Below are 16535 nucleotides of genomic sequence, written 5' to 3' on the forward strand. Positions count from 1 at the left end.
AGCAGCCGGCGCTGAGGGGTGGCGTATTCGGCGGCGTCCCGGATCCGGCGCGGCTGTGCCTCTGGAGACCGCACACGGAGGCCGCGGGCCCGCAGCTGCCGGGGAACAGGCGGCTCAGGATGACGCGAAGTCGCCAGGTGCCCATGCCCACCCCGATCTCGGCGTCGGTCCCCCCCCCGTCCCGGGGCAACGGCCTCGATCCCAGGGTCCCAGGGTCCCGGGATCCCGAGATCCCAAGGTCGCGAGATCCCGTGCCCGGATCCGTGGAATACCCCCCGGGGTATGCCTGCTAACGTAAGGGAACGATACCCCCGGGGGTACACCGATCGGAAAGGAGCCATCACCGTGTTCTTCGTCGACACCCTGGAATTCGAGGGGCTGGGCAACCGCAGCTATCTGGCCGGCGGGTCCGGTGCCGCGGTGGTGGTGGATCCGCCGCGGGACATCGACCAGGTCATTGCGGCCGCTGCCCGGCGCGGGGTGCGTATCGCCTACGTGGCCGAGACCCACCTGCACAACGACTACGTCACCGGAGGGCTGGAGCTGGCACGCGTGAGCGGCGCCCGCTATCTGGTGCCGGCCGGCGCTTCGGTCGCCTTCGCCCGTACCCCGGTCGCGGACGGTGACGCCGTCCCGGTGGACGAGGGTCTGGCGCTGCGGGCGATCGCCACCCCTGGCCACACCCCCCACCACACGTCCTACGTCCTGGAGCAGGACGGCCGAGGGGTCGCGGTGTTCACCGGCGGGTCGCTGCTGATCGGCACCGTGGGGCGGCCGGACCTGGTCGAGCCGCGTCTGACCGAACAGCTGGCCCGCGCCCAGCACGCCTCGGCCCGCCGCCTGGCGGACGAACTCGATGACGAGGTGCCGGTCCTGCCCACGCACGGGTTCGGCAGCTTCTGCTCCTCGGCACAGGCCGAGGGCGCCACGACCACGATCGGCGCGGAGCGCGAGCACAATGACGCGCTGACCAAGGACGTGGACAGTTTCGTCGCCGAGCTGCTCGCCGGTCTGGAGGACGTACCCGCCTACTACGCGCACATGGGCCCGGCCAACGCCGCGGGCCCCGCCCCGGTGGACCTCACCCCGCCGCGGCGAGCCGACGCCGCGGAGATCGCCGCACGGCTGGCGGCCGGGGAGTGGGTGGTGGACCTGCGTAACAGGGTCGCCTTCGCCGAGGGGCATGTGGCCGGCTCGTTGAACTTCGAGGGTGCGGGACGGCTCGCCACCTATCTGGCCTGGCTGATCCCGTGGGGCAAGCCCGTCACGCTGCTCGCCGACACCGGCGAGCAGGTCGCCGACGCGCAGCGGGAACTGGTCCGGGTGGGCATCGACCGCCCGAGCGCCGCCGCCACCGGCGATCCGTATTCCTGGATCCGCGAGGGCGAGCGCTTGAGTTCCTTCCCGCGCGCCGCCTTCGCCGACCTGGCCGCGGCCCGTACCCGCGAGGAGCGGATGGTGGTGCTCGACGTGCGCCGCGACTCCGAGCGCGCCGGCGGTTTCATCGACGGCTCCGTACACATCCCCGTCCACGAGCTCCACGGCCGCCTCGGCGAGGTGCCGCCCGGGGTGGTGTGGGTGCACTGCGCGGGAGGCATGCGCGCGGCGATCGCCGCCTCCTTGCTGGACGCCGCGGGCCGGACGGTGGTCGCCGTCGACGACGGTTTCGACGCCGCCGACCGCGCCGGGCTCCCCCTCGCCCAAGCCGACAGCGCTCGCTGAGCGACGCTCCGCGCCACCCCCCACCTGGAGTGATCCCTCATGTTCTGCCGTCGCGGCGCCGGCCGCCGCTCCCCCGCACACACCCACCGGCACACCTCGGGCGGCCGGGCCGTCCTGCCCGGGGTCCGCGCGGCAGCCGAGCGGCCGGCCGGGTACGTGCCCGGCGCACCGCACCTGCCGCCGAGCCGCCTCCCGGCCGCCGCACCCGGCAAGCCCGTGTGGACGATCTGCCGCGACGGCCGCCGTTCCCGGGAGGCCGCCGAGGTACGGGCCGACGGCGAGGCGCGCGGCGTGGCGGGCGGCAGGGCCGCCCGGGTCCGTGGCGGTCTGCCGGTCACCGGCCGGAACGGCAGTACCGGAGTCGTATCGTGACCGCGCTGATCCTGTCCCTGGTCGCCGGCGGCGTGGTCGGTCTGACGCTCGGTGCCCTCGGCGGGGGCGGCAGCCTCCTGGCCGTACCCGCACTGATCTATCTGCTCGGCTTCACTCCGGCCGCCGCCACCACCGCCGGTCTCCTGATCGTCACCGCCACCTCCGTCACCGCCCTGTACACCCACGCCCGCGCCGGGAACGTGCGGTGGAGAGCGGGTGCCCTGTTCGCCGCGGCCGGGCTCCTGCCCGCCGCGGCGGCCGGCGCCGCCGCGGCCCGTCTGCCGCAGCCGGTGCTGACCGCCGCCTTCGCCGCCGTCGCCGCGCTCGCGGCCGTCAAGATGCTGCGCCCCGCCCGCGCGACGGCCGGCCGGGGCGGGGCCGCGGTACGGCCGGCCGGTGCCGCCGCGGCGGGTGCGGGGCTGGGGGCGCTGACCGGGCTGCTCGGGGTGGGTGGGGGGTTCCTCGCCGTCCCGGCGCTGGTCACGGTGGTGCGGTTCGAGATGCGGGCCGCGATCGGCACCAGCCTGCTGGTCATCTCGGCGAACTCGCTGGCCTCCCTGGCCACCCGTGGAGCCACCGCGGACGGACTCGACTGGGCGGTGATCGCGCCGTTCACCGCGGCCGCGATACTGGGCGCCTGGGACGGCAGACGCCTGGCCGCCAAGGTCGCCGGCCCCTTGCTGCAACGCGCTTTCGCGGCGGTGCTGCTGGCGGTGGCCGCCTTCATGCTCGTCGATGCCCTGGTCTGACCGTCCCTGGCCTGAGCGGGACGCCCCGGTCCGGCCCGCTCAGGCCAGGGAGAGGAAGAGCTTCTCCAGGCGGGCGCGGATCTGCTCCCGGTCGCCCCCGGCGGCGATGTCCGAGTCGGTCAGGCAGTGCTCCAGACCGGTGGCGATGATCGCGAAGCCCGCTCTGTCCAACGCTTTCGAGGCGGCGGCGAGCTGCGTGACCACCTCCTCGCAGTCCCGGCCCTCCTCGATCATCTTGATCACTCCGGCAATCTGGCCCTGTGCCCGGCGCAGCCGGTTGACCACCGTCTTCAGTTCCTCGGCCGCCATCGCCAGTTCCACAACCACTCTCCGTTCCGTATACCCCCGCGGGTATCATACCCAGCACAGAAAAGGAAAATCCGCACCATGAACGCCACCACCGCCCTCACCCCGGAGCAGGCCCGCGCCCGGCTCACCGAGCTGACCGTCATCGACGTACGCACCCCCGGCGAATACGCCTCCGGCCACCTGCCCGGCGCCCACAACATCCCCCTGGACCACCTCGACCGGGCACTGCCCGCCCTGAGGACCGCGGCCGATCGCGGTGTCCTCCTCGTGGTGTGCGCCTCCGGCAACCGCTCCGCGACGGCCTGCGAGCGACTCGCCGGGCACGGCATCACCGTCGCCTCCCTCACCGGCGGCACCGCCGCCTGGACCCGGCTCGGCCACGACCTGCACCACCCCTCGCACGATCGCGCGGCCTGGGCCATGGAGCGCCAGGTCCGGTTCGCCGCCGGGTCCCTCGTCCTGACCGGGCTGGCCGCCGGACTGCGGTGGCGCCCGGCCCGCTGGCTGTCCGCCGGTGTCGCCGGTGGTCTGGTCTTCTCGGCCCTCACCGACACCTGCGGCATGGCCCGGCTGCTGGCCAAGCTCCCCCACAACCGGCCCCGCGCCACCGACCTGGACGCCACCCTCACCGCCCTGACCACCTCGTGACACCGCACCAGGGTTCGTGACGCCGCGACCCGCCTGATGACGCCGCGTCACCGTCTTGCGAGACGGCGACGCGCGACAACGGGACGACGGGACGACGGTGCGTGCGCGACGGCCCGACGACCGCCCGGGTATCGGGGCCGTCGCCGTACCGGGTGCCTTACGGGCCGCCGGCTTACGTGGCCCAGGAGCCCAGGGCCCAGGAGCCCGGGGCCTCGGGGTGACTCCACGCCTGCTGTTGGCCGGCAGCGCACGGGACCTGGCCGTAGGAGAGGCGGGCGGAGCCGGGGCCGGCCGTACCACCATCGGCGTGGATGCGACCGGCAGAGGTGCGTGTTGGCGCTGTCCGCCGGGGAGCGCTTCATACGTTCGCCCCATGACGGCGAAACTCAGACATACCGCATATGGCGGCCGCAGCGGGGCCCGCCGGGTACGCGGCTGGGCTGTGGCCGGGCTGGGTGTGCTCAGCGTGGTGGCCACGGCCCTCGGCCTGCCGGTCACCGCCCAGGCGCAGCCCGCGGGCGTGCCACTGGTGAACGAGACGTTCACCGGGGCCACGGCGCATCCGGAGTTCGAGGGCTTCGGGCCCGCGTGTCTGACCGGAGCACCCCAGGGGTCCGCCCCCGGACCGGGCACCCATCCGCTCACCGGCTGCCCGGCGGGTGCGGCCGGCCCCGTGCCCCCGGACAACGCCGCACCGCACGGCTATCTGCGGCTGACCAGTGCCAACACCGACCAGTCCGCCGCGGTGCTCTACAACCACGCCCTGCCCGCCAACCAGGGTCTGGTCACCACCTTCGACCAGTGGCAGTACGGCGGCACCACCACTCCCCCGGCCGACGGCATCTCCTTCTTCCTCATCGACGGAGCCGCCTCCCTGACCGCCCCGGGTGCCTTCGGCGGCAGTCTCGGCTACGCGCAGAAGCTGCCCGACGACAACCCGGCCGAGCCGTTCCTGCCCGGTGTCAACCACGGCTATGTCGGCGTAGGGCTCGATGTCCTGGGCAACTACTTCGGCGACTGGGAGCACCGGGGCAACGGCTGCGCGACCCGTTCCCCGGCCGGCACCGCGTTCCGTATCCCCGCACCGGGCGAGAACATGGTGACGCTGCGCGGACCCGGCGACGGCACCGAGGGTTACTGCTTCCTGACCGCGACCACCAGCAACTTCTCCACGACCGGCCCCTGGCCCTCCACCTTGCCGGGGCTGCTGCACGGGCCGGCCACCTCGCTGCCCGCTAGCGTCACCCCCGTGGAGGCCGAGACACTGCTGGAGCCCTCACGGCGCACCGTCACGGTGGAGGTCTCGCCGGCTCCCGATCCGGTGATCACGGTCTCGATCGACTTCCACGACGGCAACGGCACCCGGCAGGTCCTGTCCACCCCGGCCCCGCAGCCGGTGCCGAGCACGTACAAGTTCGGTTTCGCTGCGTCGACCGGCAGCTTCACGGACGTCCACCTCATCCGGAACGTCTCCGTGCACCCGGCCGCCGCGCTGCCGCAGCTGAACCTGGTCAAGCAGGTTCCCGAGAATCCCCCGGTGCCCCTGCCGCTGACGCCGGGCCGTCAGGTGCCCTACCAGTACGTGGTCACCAACAGCGGAAACACCACCCTCACCGGCGTGACCGTGACGGACGACCACGTCACGGACATCACCTGCCCGAAGACCACCCTGGCCAGCGGCGAGACCATGACGTGCACGGGGACGTACACCGTCACCGACGCGGACGGCCAGGCCGGTTCGGTGACCAACACGGCCGTCGCCCGGGGCAGCTCCGACGGTACGGAGGTGACGTCGCCACCCGATGACGTGACCCTGCCGGTCCAGCGGGGACCGGGCGTGCGGCTGGTGAAGTCGGCCGACGAGACCCGGGAATACCGCGTGGGTGACCAGATCACGTACACCTACACCGTCACCAACACCGGCCCGCAGGAGCTGACGGGACTCACCGTCACCGACGACCACGTGGACGGGATCACCTGCGCGTCCACCACCCTTGCCCCGGCCGGGCAGAGCGATGACAGCACCACCTGTACGGGTACGTACACGGTCACCGCGGCGGACGGCCGGGCCGGATCGGTGACCAACACCGCCATCGCGCGGGGAGAGTCCGACGGCACCCCGGTGGAGTCACCGCCGGAGAGCGTGACGCTCGCGGTCGCCTCCGAACTCTCGCTGGGCCTGGAGAAGAGCGTCGACAACTCGCACGCCTACCAGGTGGGGGATCAGGTGACCTACACCTACCGGGTCACCAACACCGGGGACCAAGAACTCACCGGCATCGCCGTCACCGACGACCGCGCCACCGACGTCACCTGTGAGGCCACCACGCTGGCCCCCGGAACGACCACCACCTGCACCGGCACCTACACCATCACCCAAGCCGACGCCCAACACGGCAACGTCACCAACATCGCCGTCGCACACGGACAATCCGACGGCACCCCCATCGAATCCCCACCCGACACCGCACGCGTAGACGTCACCACCACCCCCACCCCCCAACCCGCCCTCCAACTCCACAAAACCGTCAACAACACCCACCCCTACAACATCGGAGACCACGTCACCTACACCTACACCGCCACCAACACCGGAAACCAACAACTCACAGACATCCACATCACCGACGACCACGTCACCAACATCACCTGCCAAACCACCACACTCGCCCCCGGAGCAACCACCACCTGCACCGGCACCTACACCATCACCCAAGCCGACGCCCAACGTGGCAGCGTCACCAACGTCGCCGTAGCGACCGCCGACAACGGCACTGTCCGCTCGGAACCCGCCCGCGCCACCATCCAGGTCCAGAAGAAGCCCTGTCACGGCAAGGACTGCAACAAGCCGTGCCACGGCAAGGAGTGCAAGCCCTGTCATGGCAAGGAGTGCAACAAACCCTGCCGTGGCAAGGACTGCAAGCCCTGTCACGGCAAGCACTGCGACAAGCCCTGCCGCGGCAAGCACCACGACAAGCCGAAGTTGAGGCACGCGATGCAGAAGTGAGGCACGCGCACCGCTGAACCTCGCATCAGGGGCGTCCGCCGGCCACCGGCGGACGCCCCCGTTTGCGCTTGCGGCCACGGCTGCCCGTGTCATGGCCACCGCCGCCCAGGAGGCGGCCTCACGCGGTCGACGGCAGCGGCGCTGCGGTGCTTGAGGGGCACCCACGGCGCGGGGACCGGCGCCCGGATGGACCGGGTGCTCTTCCTCAGGTTCCGGGCTCCGCACAACAGTGCAGGTCATAGCGCGAATTGACGAGTTTCCCGGCAGACCGGCGGAGGATCCGCCGCCGGACGGCCGTCAACCGCATGCCTTCGGTTCCCGCCCTGGGAGGGCAGCCGTCCACCTTCGCGCCGCCGGGGGGATTTCGCCCCTACGGTCGGGCCATGGCCGAAAACGCAAGTCCCCCACCGACCCCTCTGGCGCGCGCCGAGCGCTTCGTCTGGCTGACTGCCCGGGTGCTCGAACAGCGGCTCTTCGAGCACCACTTCCTCGGCGGCACGGCGGACGCGGTCGAGACCGCGCTCGCCGCGTACCGCAACGATGACAACGGCTACGGCCACGCTCTGGAGCCCGATCTGCGCGGTCCGGTCAGCCAGCCGCTGCACACCGCGCACGCGCTGCGGGTGCTGGACCGTATCGGGCGCTGTGACGGCCGCCAGGTGGAGCAGATCTGCCGCTATCTGACGAGGATCTCGACCCCGGAAGGCGCACTGCCCGCGCTGCACCCCTCACAGCGCGGGTATCCGGCCGCGCCCTGGATCCCGGTGGTCGACGATCCGCCGAGCGCCCTTCTGGCCACCGGCCCGGTGGTGGGTGTGCTGCACCGCAACGAGGTGTGGAACGCCTGGCTCTTCCGGGCCACGGACTACTGCTGGGCGGCCGTGGAGTCGCTGGCGCAGACCCATCCGTACGAGGCCGAGGCGGCGGTGGCCTTCCTGGACGGCGCCCCGGACCGCCCGCGGGCGGCCGCCGCGGCGCATCGCCTGGGCCGGCTCGTCCGGGACCAGGGCCTGGTACTGCTGGAGCCGGAGCGGGCGGCGGAGGTCCCGGTGGCGCAGGGGTACGCCCCGGGGGAGCACCACTTCGCGTACGACTTCGCGGCCGCACCCGGCTCACTGGCCCGCCGCTGGTTCACCGACGCGGAACTGGACCGGTCGCTGGACCATCTCGCGTCGCTCCAGCAGGAGGACGGCGGCTGGCCCGTCAACTGGCGGGCGTGGGCACCGGGGACGGCGCTGGAGTGCCGCCCGATGGTGACACTCGACGCGCTGCTGACCCTGCACGCGTACGGGCGTCCCATCGGCTGACCCGGCGGGGCGGGCCGTTCCCCGGCGGCCCGACGCGGTCATCCGCCCAGGGCCCGCACCCCGGCGGTGATGATCACCGCGAGGCCGACGACCAGGAGGAACGGCGCCCGCAGGACGAGCGCGCCGGCCGCGGCGGTGAGCGGGTTGCCGCCCGCGGCGAGCGCACCGACGAGGGCGAACTGCGAGGCCCCGGTGAAGACCAGCAGGCTCAGCGCGCAGGTCTGGAAGATGCCGAGGCCGGCACCGGCCGAGGTCACCCCGAAGGCGAAGCCGGAGAGGCCGACGGCGACGCCGACGCCCAGGGAGTCCCGGATGACGGCGGAGTCGGGCCGGGCCGCTCCGGGTGGTCCGGCCCGCTCCGTGGTGGAGGTACGTATGTCCGACTGTTCTGCCACGCCCGGGACCTTAGGAGGCGGCGCCCTCAGCGGTCTTGTACGTTCTTGCGCCCCCGGGCCGCGCCGCGCGCTCCCTGCGGTACGCGCCGGGCGGTACGCCGACGATCCGGGTGAAGTGCCGGTTCAGGTGCGGCTGATCGGTGAAGCCGACGGCGAGGGCGGTCTCGGCGGGTGCGCCGCCCGCCTCCAGCAGCCTGCGGGCGCGGCGCACCCGGGCATCGGTGAGCCAGGTGTGCGGCGGCATCCCGTACACGTCCTTGAAGGCCCGCAGCAGGGCGAACTGGCCGGTCCCGAGCTCCTGCGCCAGCTTCGCCAGCGAGGGCGGGTGGGCCATCCGCTCCTCCAAAACGGCCTTGGCGCGGGCGGCGGTGGCGGCGCCCGCCGTACGGGGCGGGCGGACCGGCAGCGGGCCTCCGTAGCGGCACAGCAGCCGGGCGACGGAGATCCGCAGCAGGCTGTCCGCGGTGAGGGCGTCGCCGGCCTCGGCGGCCCGGTGGACGCCGAGGATCAGGCGGCCCAGGTGCGGGTCGTCGGCCACGGTCTCGGTGAATCCCGCGGTGCCGCGCAGGGTGGTGGTCTCCGCGGCGATCTCCGCGACCAGCCCGGCGGACGGGTAGAGCGTGGCGTACGCCCAGCCTTCGGGGACGCCGGCCCGCGCGGTGTGCGGAACCTCCGGATTGATCATGATGACGCCGCCGTGGCCGCTCCGTATGGCGCCCGCCGGGAGCCCGACCTCCTCGATCCCCCTCGTGACCGCGCCGACGACATAGCCGTCGTGGGAGTGGCGCGGGAAGGAGTGCCGTACGTAGCGGGCGCGCAGCAGGTCGAGGCCGGGCAGTGCGGCGTAGTGCCAGTGGCGGGCCCATTCCCCGCCGCGGCCGCCCGCTTCCCCGCCCACCGGCCCGCCGCGGTCGTCCGCCGCCCCGCCGCCCACGTCCCCCTCGACCATGGGCCCATTCTGCGCCCGCGCCGCGGCCGCCGGCCCGCCCGTCCGCGCCGTGGGCCGCCCGGGACCCCGTGAACGGCCCGGACCCGGGCGGCCGCCGGACCCCGCACACCCCTCCGACCTGGGCAAAGGCGTGCCGGGCGGTGTCGCGGGACCGCCGGGGCGCCGCATTGTCAGTGGTCCGGTGCACGATGGGGGACATGGCCAAGGCAGCGCTCGACTCCTTCTCCCCCGCGACCCGCGGCTGGTTCGCCGGGGCGTTCAGCGCGCCCACCAGCGCGCAGGAGGGCGCCTGGCGGGCGATCGGCGAGGGGGCGGACGTCCTCGTGGTGGCGCCGACCGGTTCCGGCAAGACCCTCGCCGCCTTCCTCGCCTCGCTGGACGCCCTGGCGTCCACGCCCCCGCCCGCCGAGCCGAAGAAGCGCTGCCGGGTGCTGTACGTCTCGCCCCTGAAGGCCCTCGCCGTCGATGTCGAGCGCAATCTGCGCAGTCCGCTGACGGGTATCCGCCAGGAGTCGGTCCGGCTGGGGCTGCCCGAGCCGGACATCACGGTGGGCATCCGTTCCGGCGACACTCCGCCCGCCGAGCGCCGGTCGATCGCCAACCGCCCGCCGGACATCCTCATCACGACCCCCGAATCGCTCTTCCTGATGCTGACGTCCTCAGCCCGGGAGGCGCTGGCCGGCGTCGAGACGGTCATCCTGGACGAGGTGCACGCGGTCGCCGGTACCAAGCGCGGCGCGCACCTGGCGCTCTCCCTGGAGCGGCTGGACGAGCTGCTGGACCGCCCGGCCCGCCGGATCGGCCTGTCGGCGACTGTGCGCCCGGTCGAGGAGGTGGCCCGCTATCTGTCGCCGCGGCGCCGGGTGGAGATCGTCCAGCCGCCGTCCGGCAAGCGCTTCGACCTGTCGGTGGTCGTCCCCGTGGCGGACCTGGGCGAGCTGGGCGGTTCCCCCGTCCAGGAGGGCGACACCGGCGAGCGGCCGTCCATCTGGCCGCATGTGGAGGAGAAGATCGCCGATCTCGTCCAGGCCCACCGCTCCACCATCGTCTTCGCCAACTCCCGCCGCCTGGCGGAGCGGCTGTGCAACCGCCTCAACGAGATCGCCTACGAGCGCGCCACCGGAGAGGCCCTGCCGGAGGCGCACTCCCCCGCGGAGATCATGGCCGAGTCCGGTGCCGCCAAGGGCGCGCCCCCGGTACTGGCCCGCGCCCACCACGGTTCGGTGTCCAAGGAGCAACGCGCCCAGGTGGAGGAGGACTTGAAGGCGGGCCGGCTGCCTGCCGTGGTCGCCACCTCCAGCCTGGAGCTGGGCATCGACATGGGCGCGGTCGATCTGGTCGTCCAGGTCGAGTCACCGCCGTCGGTCGCCTCCGGCCTCCAGCGGGTGGGCCGGGCGGGCCATCAGGTCGGCGCGGTGTCGACGGGCATCGTCTTCCCCAAGTACCGCGGTGATCTGGTCCAGGCCGCCGTGGTCACCGAGCGGATGCGCGCCGGTGCCATCGAGGCGCTGCGGGTGCCCGCCAATCCGCTGGACGTGCTCGCCCAGCAGATCGTCGCGATGACCGCGCTGGACAGCTGGGACGTCGAGGAGCTGCTGGCCGTCGTGCGCCGGGCCGCGCCGTTCGCCGCGCTCCCCGAGTCGGCGTTCACGGCGGTGCTGGACATGCTGGCCGGCCGCTATCCGTCCGACGCCTTCGCGGAGCTGCGGCCGCGCCTCGTGTGGGACCGCGTCGCGCAGACCGTCACGGGCCGCCCCGGCGCCCAGCGGCTGGCCGTCACCTCCGGTGGCACGATCCCCGACCGCGGCCTGTTCGGCGTCTTCCTGGCGGGCGGCGACACCGGCAAGGGCGGCGGCCGCCGGGTCGGCGAGCTGGACGAGGAGATGGTCTACGAATCCCGCGTCGGCGATGTCTTCACGCTCGGCACGACGTCCTGGCGCATCGAGGACATCACCCGCGACCGGGTGCTGGTGACCCCCGCCCCCGGGGTCCCCGGCCGGCTGCCGTTCTGGAAGGGCGACCAGCTGGGCCGCCCCCTCGAACTGGGCCGTGCGCTCGGCGCGTTCCTCCGGGAGCTCGGCTCGCTCGCCCCGCCGGACGCCCGCGCCCGGCTCTCCGCCGCCGGCCTCGACGAGTGGGCGGCCGACAACGTCCTCGGCTATCTCGCCGAGCAGCGGCAGGCGTGCGGGCACGTCCCGGACGACCGCACGATCGTCGTCGAGCGGTTCCGTGACGAGCTCGGCGACTGGCGGGTCGTCATCCACTCCCCGTTCGGCGCGCAGGTCCACGCCCCGTGGGCGCTCGCCCTGGGCGCCCGGCTCGCCGAGCGCTACGGCATGGACGCCCAGGTGATGCACGCCGACGACGGCATCGTGCTGCGGCTGCCCGACGCCGACCTGATGGGCCTCGACCTCCTCGACGGCGGTTTCGGTCCGGCCGCCGCGGGCACGGAGTACGACCCGGAGCAGTCCCCCGTGGGCGCCGCCGATGTCGCCTTCGACCACAACGAGATCGACCAGCTCGTCACGGACCAGGTCGGCGGCTCGGCGCTGTTCGCCTCCCGCTTCCGCGAATGCGCCGCCCGCGCCCTGCTGCTGCCGCGCCGCAGCCCCGGCAAACGCACCCCGCTCTGGCAGCAGCGCCAGCGCGCGGCCCAGCTGCTCCAGGTGGCGAGCGAGTACGGGTCCTTCCCCATCGTGCTGGAAGCCGTCCGCGAGTGCCTCCAGGACGTCTTCGACGTACCGGGCCTGACGGAGCTGATGGGCGACATCGAGGCCCGCCGGGTCCGGCTCGTGGAGGTCACCACCCCCGAACCGTCCCCGTTCGCCCGCTCCCTGCTCTTCGGCTATGTCGCCCAGTTCCTGTACGAGGGCGACTCCCCCCTCGCCGAACGCCGCGCCGCCGCCCTCTCGCTGGATTCCCGGCTGCTCGCCGAACTGCTGGGCCAGGCCGAGCTGCGCGAGCTGCTGGACGCCGGCGTCCTGGCCGAGCTGGAGCGCGAGCTCCAGTGGCGTACGGACGACCGCCGCGCCAAGGACGCCGAGGGCGTCGCCGACCTGCTGCGACTGCTCGGCCCGCTGACCGATGCCGAGCTGGCCGAGCGGGGCGCGGAGCCGGCCTGGCCCCGGGAGCTGGCCGCCGCCCGCCGCGCCATCACGGTGCGGATCGCCGGTGCCGACCACTGGGCGGCCGTCGAGGACGCCGGGCGCCTGCGCGACGCCCTGGGCACGGCCCTGCCGGTCGGCGTCCCGGAATCCTTCACCGAGCCGGTCAAGGACCCGCTGGGCGATCTGCTCTCCCGGTTCGCCCGCACCCACGGCCCGTTCACCTCCGAGCGGGCGGCCGCCCGCTTCGGCCTGGGCACGGCCGTCACGGACGGCGCCCTGCACCGCCTCACCGCCGCCGGCCGCGTCGTCCAGGGCGAATTCCACCCCGCCGGGACGGGCCAGGAGTGGTGCGACGCCCAGGTGCTGCGCAGACTGCGGCGCCGCTCGCTCGCCGCGCTGCGCGAGGAGCTGGAGCCGGTGCCGCCCGCCGCGCTCGCCGCCTTCCTCCCCCAGTGGCAGCATGTCGGCCCGCCGCCGCCCGCGCCGGGCACCGGGGGCCGGGCAGCGCGCGGCACCGCGCACGGCCTGCACGGCGTCGACGGCCTGGTCCGTGCCATCGAGCAGCTCCAGGGCGCACCGGTCCCCGCGTCGGCCCTGGAGAAGCTCGTACTGCCCTCCCGGGTCGGCGACTACACCCCCGCCCTGCTGGACGAACTCACCGCCACCGGCGAGGTGTTGTGGGCCGGTGCCGGTGCCCTGCCCGGCAAGGACGGCTGGCTCTCCCTCCATCTCGCCGACTCCGCCCCCCTCCTGCTCCAGCCGCCGCTCCCGCTCGAACTGTCCGCGCTGCACGAGTCCGTGCTGACCGCCCTCGCCCCCGGCTACGGCCTGTTCTTCCGCCAGCTCGCCGACCGGATCCGCGCCACCACCCACCCCGAGGTCACCGACCCGCAACTGGCCGACGCCCTCTGGGAGCTGGCCTGGTCGGGACGGCTCACCAACGACACCCTCGCCCCGCTGCGCGCCCTCCTCGGCTCGGGCCGTACGGCCGGCTCGACCGCCCACCGCGCCCGGCGGACGGTGCCCCGCGGCCGGTACGGCTCACTGACCGCCGCCACCGGCCGTACGGGCCGTCCCACGGCATCCCGCTCCGGCCCGCCGACGGTCGGCGGCCGCTGGTCCCTGCTGCCCGCCGTCGAACCGGACGCCACCCACCGCGCCCACGCGCTGGCCCGCACGCTCCTGGACCGGCACGGCATCGTCACCCGCGGCGCGGTCGCCGCCGAGGGGGTCGCGGGCGGGTTCTCGGCCGCGTACCGGGTACTGGCCGCGTTCGAGGAGTCCGGCCAGGCGCGCCGCGGCTATGTCGTCGAGGGGCTGGGCGCCGCCCAGTTCGCGATGGACGGCGCCGTCGACCGGCTGCGTGCCGTCAGCACCCAGCGGGAGCGCACCACCGACGCCCTGCCGGACGGCGGTGCGGCCGGGTCCGCGCGCGGCGGCCCGCGGCGCGCCGTCGTGCTGGCCGCCGCCGACCCGGCCAACGCCTACGGCGCCGCCCTGCCCTGGCCCGATCCGCCCGCGGGCTCGACACACAAACCGGGCCGCAAGGCGGGCTCCGTCGTCGTCCTGACCGACGGTGAACTGGCGCTCTACATGGAGCGCGGCGGCAAGACCCTGCTGCTCTGGCCGCTCACCGACGACCCGGCGGGCCACCCCGCCGACGCCCGCCTCCACTCCGCCGTCACCGCGCTCACGGACGCCGCCCGCGCGGGCGCCCTCGGCACGATCACCACCGAACGCATCAACGGCGCCGCGGCCCTCACCTCCCCCTTCGCCCCGGTCCTGGAGGCCGCCGGTTTCCACCCCACCCCGCGGGGGCTGCGGCTGCGCGGCTGACGGGACGCGGCCACCGGCCCCGGCGCCACGGCCGGCCGCCGCGCAGCCCCGGGCCGTCCCCGGGCTCCGGCCCCGACCGGCGGCCCGGAGCGGATGCGCCGCCCGCCCCGCCGTTCCCCCTGCGCCGGGAGGTCCGCGCCCCGGTCCGCCTGCCCCGGCATGATGGCTGCCATGCCCGAAGGTGACACGGTCTGGCGCACGGCCCAGCGCCTCCACGACGCGCTGGCCGGACAGCCGCTGACCCGCTGCGACCTGCGCGTTCCCCGGCTCGCGACGGTGGATCTGACCGGCCGCCAGGTGCTGGAGGTCCGCTCGCGCGGCAAGCATCTCCTCATCCGCTTCGCGGGCGGTCTGACCCTCCACTCCCATCTGCGCATGGACGGTGCCTGGCGGCTCTACGCCCCGGCGGAACGCTGGCGCGGCGGTCCCGCCCATCAGATCCGGGCGGTCCTCGGCACCGCCGGCCGCACCGCCGTCGGCTACCGTCTCCCCGTCCTCGACCTGCTGCGCACCGCCGACGAGTGCCGCGTCGTCGGCCACCTGGGCCCCGATCTCCTCGGCCCCGGCTGGGATCCGGCCGAGGCACTGCGCCGCCTGCTCGCCGCCCCCGCACGCCCGCTCGGCGAAGCCCTGCTGGACCAGCGCAATCTCGCCGGCATCGGCAATGTCTACAAGTCCGAGCTGTGTTTCCTGCTGCGCGCCTCCCCCTGGCTCCCCGTCGGACGCCTGCCCGCCCCGGAACGCGCGCCCGCGCTCGCCAAGAAGCTCCTCGAAGCCAACAAGCGCCGCCCCGCGCGCCGTACCACCCCCGACCCCCGCCCCGATCGGCGCCTGTGGGTCTACGGCCGCGCGGGCCGCCCCTGTCTGCGCTGCGGCACCCCCGTCCGCACCACCGACGGGGGCCCCGCCGTGGAAACACGCGCCACCTTCTGGTGTCCGGCCTGCCAGCCCGCCCCACCCGACTGACCTCGCCGCACTCCCCCTCCGTCCCGCGAACCCGGCCCCGACTCTCGACCCCCGAGACGTCAACAAGCACCCTCTGCACGCTAATTGACGCTCCGTCAGATCTGTCCCTACCCTCACCTCATGCCCCTCAGCGCGTACGACCTCACGGGCCGCACCGCGATCGTCACCGGCGCGGCGAGCGGTATCGGCCGCGCCACCGCCGTGCTCCTCGCCGAGGCCGGCGCCACCGTCCACTGCGCGGACCTCGACGGCGAGGGCGCCCGCGCGACCGCCGCGGCCATCGCGGACGCCGGCGGCTCCGCCCGCCCCCACCGCCTCGACGTCACCCGGCGCGACCAGATCGCCGCCGCCGTCGACGAGGCCCGCAGGCACACCGGCCGCCTCGACGTGATGGCCAACATCGCCGGGATCATGCACACCTCCACCGTCCTGGAGACCGCGGACGCGGATCTGGACCGGGTGTGGAACACCAACTTCAAGGGCGTCCTGTACGGCTGCCAGGAGGCCGCCCGCGCCATGATCGCCGCCGGTACCGGGGGCAGCATCGTCACCATGGCCTCCGGCGCCATCGACACCGGCGCCGCGGGCCTGCTCTGCTACGGGGCGGCCAAGGCAGCCGTCGTCCAGCTCACCAGGACGCTGGCCACCGAGGTCGGCCGGCACGGTATCCGGGTCAACGCCGTCGCCCCGGGCTGGGTCCGTACGGCGATGACCGACCGGCACACCGCCGAGGCCCGGCGGCAGGCCGAGGAGCCGATGAGCCGGCGCTCCCCCCTGGGCCGGGTGGGCGAGCCCGAGGACATCGCCCACGCCGTACTGCACCTGGCGTCGGACGCCTCGTCCTTCACGACCGGCCAGATCCTCCGCCCGAACGGCGGCGTCGCCATGCCGTGGTGAGCGCCGCCCGCCCGCCCCCGCGCCGCACCGCTCCCGTGGGCGCCGCACCGCGCGCCGCCCACGGAACGCAGTGCACGGGCAGCAGACTCAGCCCCCAGCCGCCCGCCGCCACCGCACCCTCGATCACGCCCGCCGAGTGGGGCCACAGCGTCAGCCGGAGCACGGCCCACCACCACAGCCCGCCGACGAGCGCCGCGGCCGTCCAGCGCCCCGGACCGGCCCCGGAACGCCCTCGGCGGCCCGGTATCCGGTCACCGGCATCCCGTGCGAC

11 protein-coding genes and 1 pseudogene are annotated in these 16535 nt (G+C 74.4%); 9 read left to right on the forward strand and 3 right to left on the reverse strand.

The window, feature by feature from the left end; genetic code table 11:
• Positions 1-345: 345 nt before the first annotated feature.
• Genes ACLJWH_RS31200 through ACLJWH_RS31210 form a run of 3 tightly spaced genes read left to right on the forward strand, consistent with a single transcriptional unit; the run spans position 346 to position 2843 of the window.
• Complete coding sequence (locus tag ACLJWH_RS31200) at positions 346-1722, forward strand: rhodanese-like domain-containing protein (protein ID WP_411145116.1); 1377 nt, start codon at positions 346-348, stop codon at positions 1720-1722.
• 39 nt (positions 1723-1761) lie between these two features.
• The gene (locus tag ACLJWH_RS31205) at positions 1762-2094 is read left to right on the forward strand and encodes a rhodanese-like domain-containing protein (RefSeq protein ID WP_411145117.1); all 333 of its coding nucleotides are present in this window, start codon (positions 1762-1764) and stop codon (positions 2092-2094) included.
• On the forward strand, positions 2091-2843 hold the full coding sequence (locus ACLJWH_RS31210) for a TSUP family transporter (protein WP_411145118.1): 753 nt from the start codon (positions 2091-2093) through the stop codon (positions 2841-2843). The genes ACLJWH_RS31205 and ACLJWH_RS31210 overlap by 4 nt, the downstream gene beginning before the upstream one ends.
• 39 nt (positions 2844-2882) lie before the next feature.
• On the opposite strand, the gene ACLJWH_RS31215 is transcribed toward ACLJWH_RS31210, so the two are convergent.
• Positions 2883-3164 carry a metal-sensitive transcriptional regulator gene (locus ACLJWH_RS31215; protein WP_411145141.1) on the reverse strand — a complete coding sequence of 94 codons (282 nt, stop codon included), beginning with the start codon at positions 3162-3164 and terminating at the stop codon, positions 2883-2885.
• Between the two features lie 66 nt (positions 3165-3230).
• On the opposite strand from ACLJWH_RS31215, the gene ACLJWH_RS31220 reads away from it, so the two are divergent.
• The 3 genes from ACLJWH_RS31220 (at position 3231) to ACLJWH_RS31230 (ending at position 8114) form a co-directional block, all read left to right on the forward strand.
• A complete protein-coding gene (locus tag ACLJWH_RS31220; RefSeq protein ID WP_411145119.1) occupies positions 3231-3800 on the forward strand; it encodes a rhodanese-like domain-containing protein in 570 nt (189 codons plus the stop codon).
• A 373-nt stretch (positions 3801-4173) separates the two neighbouring features.
• A complete protein-coding gene (locus ACLJWH_RS31225) occupies positions 4174-6807 on the forward strand; it encodes a hypothetical protein (RefSeq protein WP_411145120.1) in 2634 nt (877 codons plus the stop codon).
• Between the two features lie 383 nt (positions 6808-7190).
• On the forward strand, positions 7191-8114 hold the full coding sequence (locus tag ACLJWH_RS31230; protein ID WP_411145121.1) for a hypothetical protein: 924 nt from the start codon (positions 7191-7193) through the stop codon (positions 8112-8114).
• Between the two features lie 110 nt (positions 8115-8224).
• On the opposite strand, the pseudogene ACLJWH_RS31235 reads toward ACLJWH_RS31230, so the two are convergent.
• Positions 8225-8491, reverse strand: a pseudogene (locus tag ACLJWH_RS31235) (AzlC family ABC transporter permease); the annotation flags it as partial.
• A gap of 28 nt (positions 8492-8519) precedes the next feature.
• Positions 8520-9458: an AraC family transcriptional regulator gene (locus ACLJWH_RS31240; RefSeq protein WP_411145122.1), complete on the reverse strand. Its 939-nt coding sequence runs from the start codon at positions 9456-9458 to the stop codon at positions 8520-8522.
• A 197-nt stretch (positions 9459-9655) separates the two neighbouring features.
• Between ACLJWH_RS31240 and ACLJWH_RS31245 the strand changes: the two genes are divergently transcribed.
• From ACLJWH_RS31245 to ACLJWH_RS31255, 3 genes are all read left to right on the forward strand, one after another.
• Positions 9656-14401: an ATP-dependent helicase gene (locus ACLJWH_RS31245; RefSeq protein ID WP_411145123.1), complete on the forward strand. Its 4746-nt coding sequence runs from the start codon at positions 9656-9658 to the stop codon at positions 14399-14401.
• A gap of 171 nt (positions 14402-14572) precedes the next feature.
• Positions 14573-15367: an Fpg/Nei family DNA glycosylase gene (locus tag ACLJWH_RS31250; RefSeq protein ID WP_411145124.1), complete on the forward strand. Its 795-nt coding sequence runs from the start codon at positions 14573-14575 to the stop codon at positions 15365-15367.
• A gap of 120 nt (positions 15368-15487) precedes the next feature.
• Entirely contained in the window at positions 15488-16264 is a 777-nt protein-coding gene (locus ACLJWH_RS31255) for an SDR family NAD(P)-dependent oxidoreductase (protein WP_411145125.1), read from the forward strand.
• Positions 16265-16535: the final 271 nt, after the last annotated feature.

Origin of the sequence: Streptomyces sp. x-80 (assembly GCF_046549095.1) — a bacterium.
In the GTDB taxonomy this organism is placed as follows: domain Bacteria; phylum Actinomycetota; class Actinomycetes; order Streptomycetales; family Streptomycetaceae; genus Streptomyces; species Streptomyces celluloflavus.

What these genes read in the sequence shown, in the direction of transcription:
- ACLJWH_RS31205 (WP_411145117.1), top strand. Translation starts at nt 1,762, where the DNA reads ATGTTCTGCCGTCGCGGCGCCGGCCGCCGCTCCCCCGCACACACCCAC.
- ACLJWH_RS31220 (WP_411145119.1), top strand. Translation starts at nt 3,231, where the DNA reads ATGAACGCCACCACCGCCCTCACCCCGGAGCAGGCCCGCGCCCGGCTC.
- ACLJWH_RS31225 (WP_411145120.1), top strand. Translation starts at nt 4,174, where the DNA reads ATGACGGCGAAACTCAGACATACCGCATATGGCGGCCGCAGCGGGGCC.
- ACLJWH_RS31230 (WP_411145121.1), top strand. Translation starts at nt 7,191, where the DNA reads ATGGCCGAAAACGCAAGTCCCCCACCGACCCCTCTGGCGCGCGCCGAG.
- ACLJWH_RS31240 (WP_411145122.1), bottom strand. Translation starts at nt 9,458, where the DNA reads ATGGTCGAGGGGGACGTGGGCGGCGGGGCGGCGGACGACCGCGGCGGG.
- ACLJWH_RS31245 (WP_411145123.1), top strand. Translation starts at nt 9,656, where the DNA reads ATGGCCAAGGCAGCGCTCGACTCCTTCTCCCCCGCGACCCGCGGCTGG.
- ACLJWH_RS31250 (WP_411145124.1), top strand. Translation starts at nt 14,573, where the DNA reads ATGCCCGAAGGTGACACGGTCTGGCGCACGGCCCAGCGCCTCCACGAC.
- ACLJWH_RS31255 (WP_411145125.1), top strand. Translation starts at nt 15,488, where the DNA reads ATGCCCCTCAGCGCGTACGACCTCACGGGCCGCACCGCGATCGTCACC.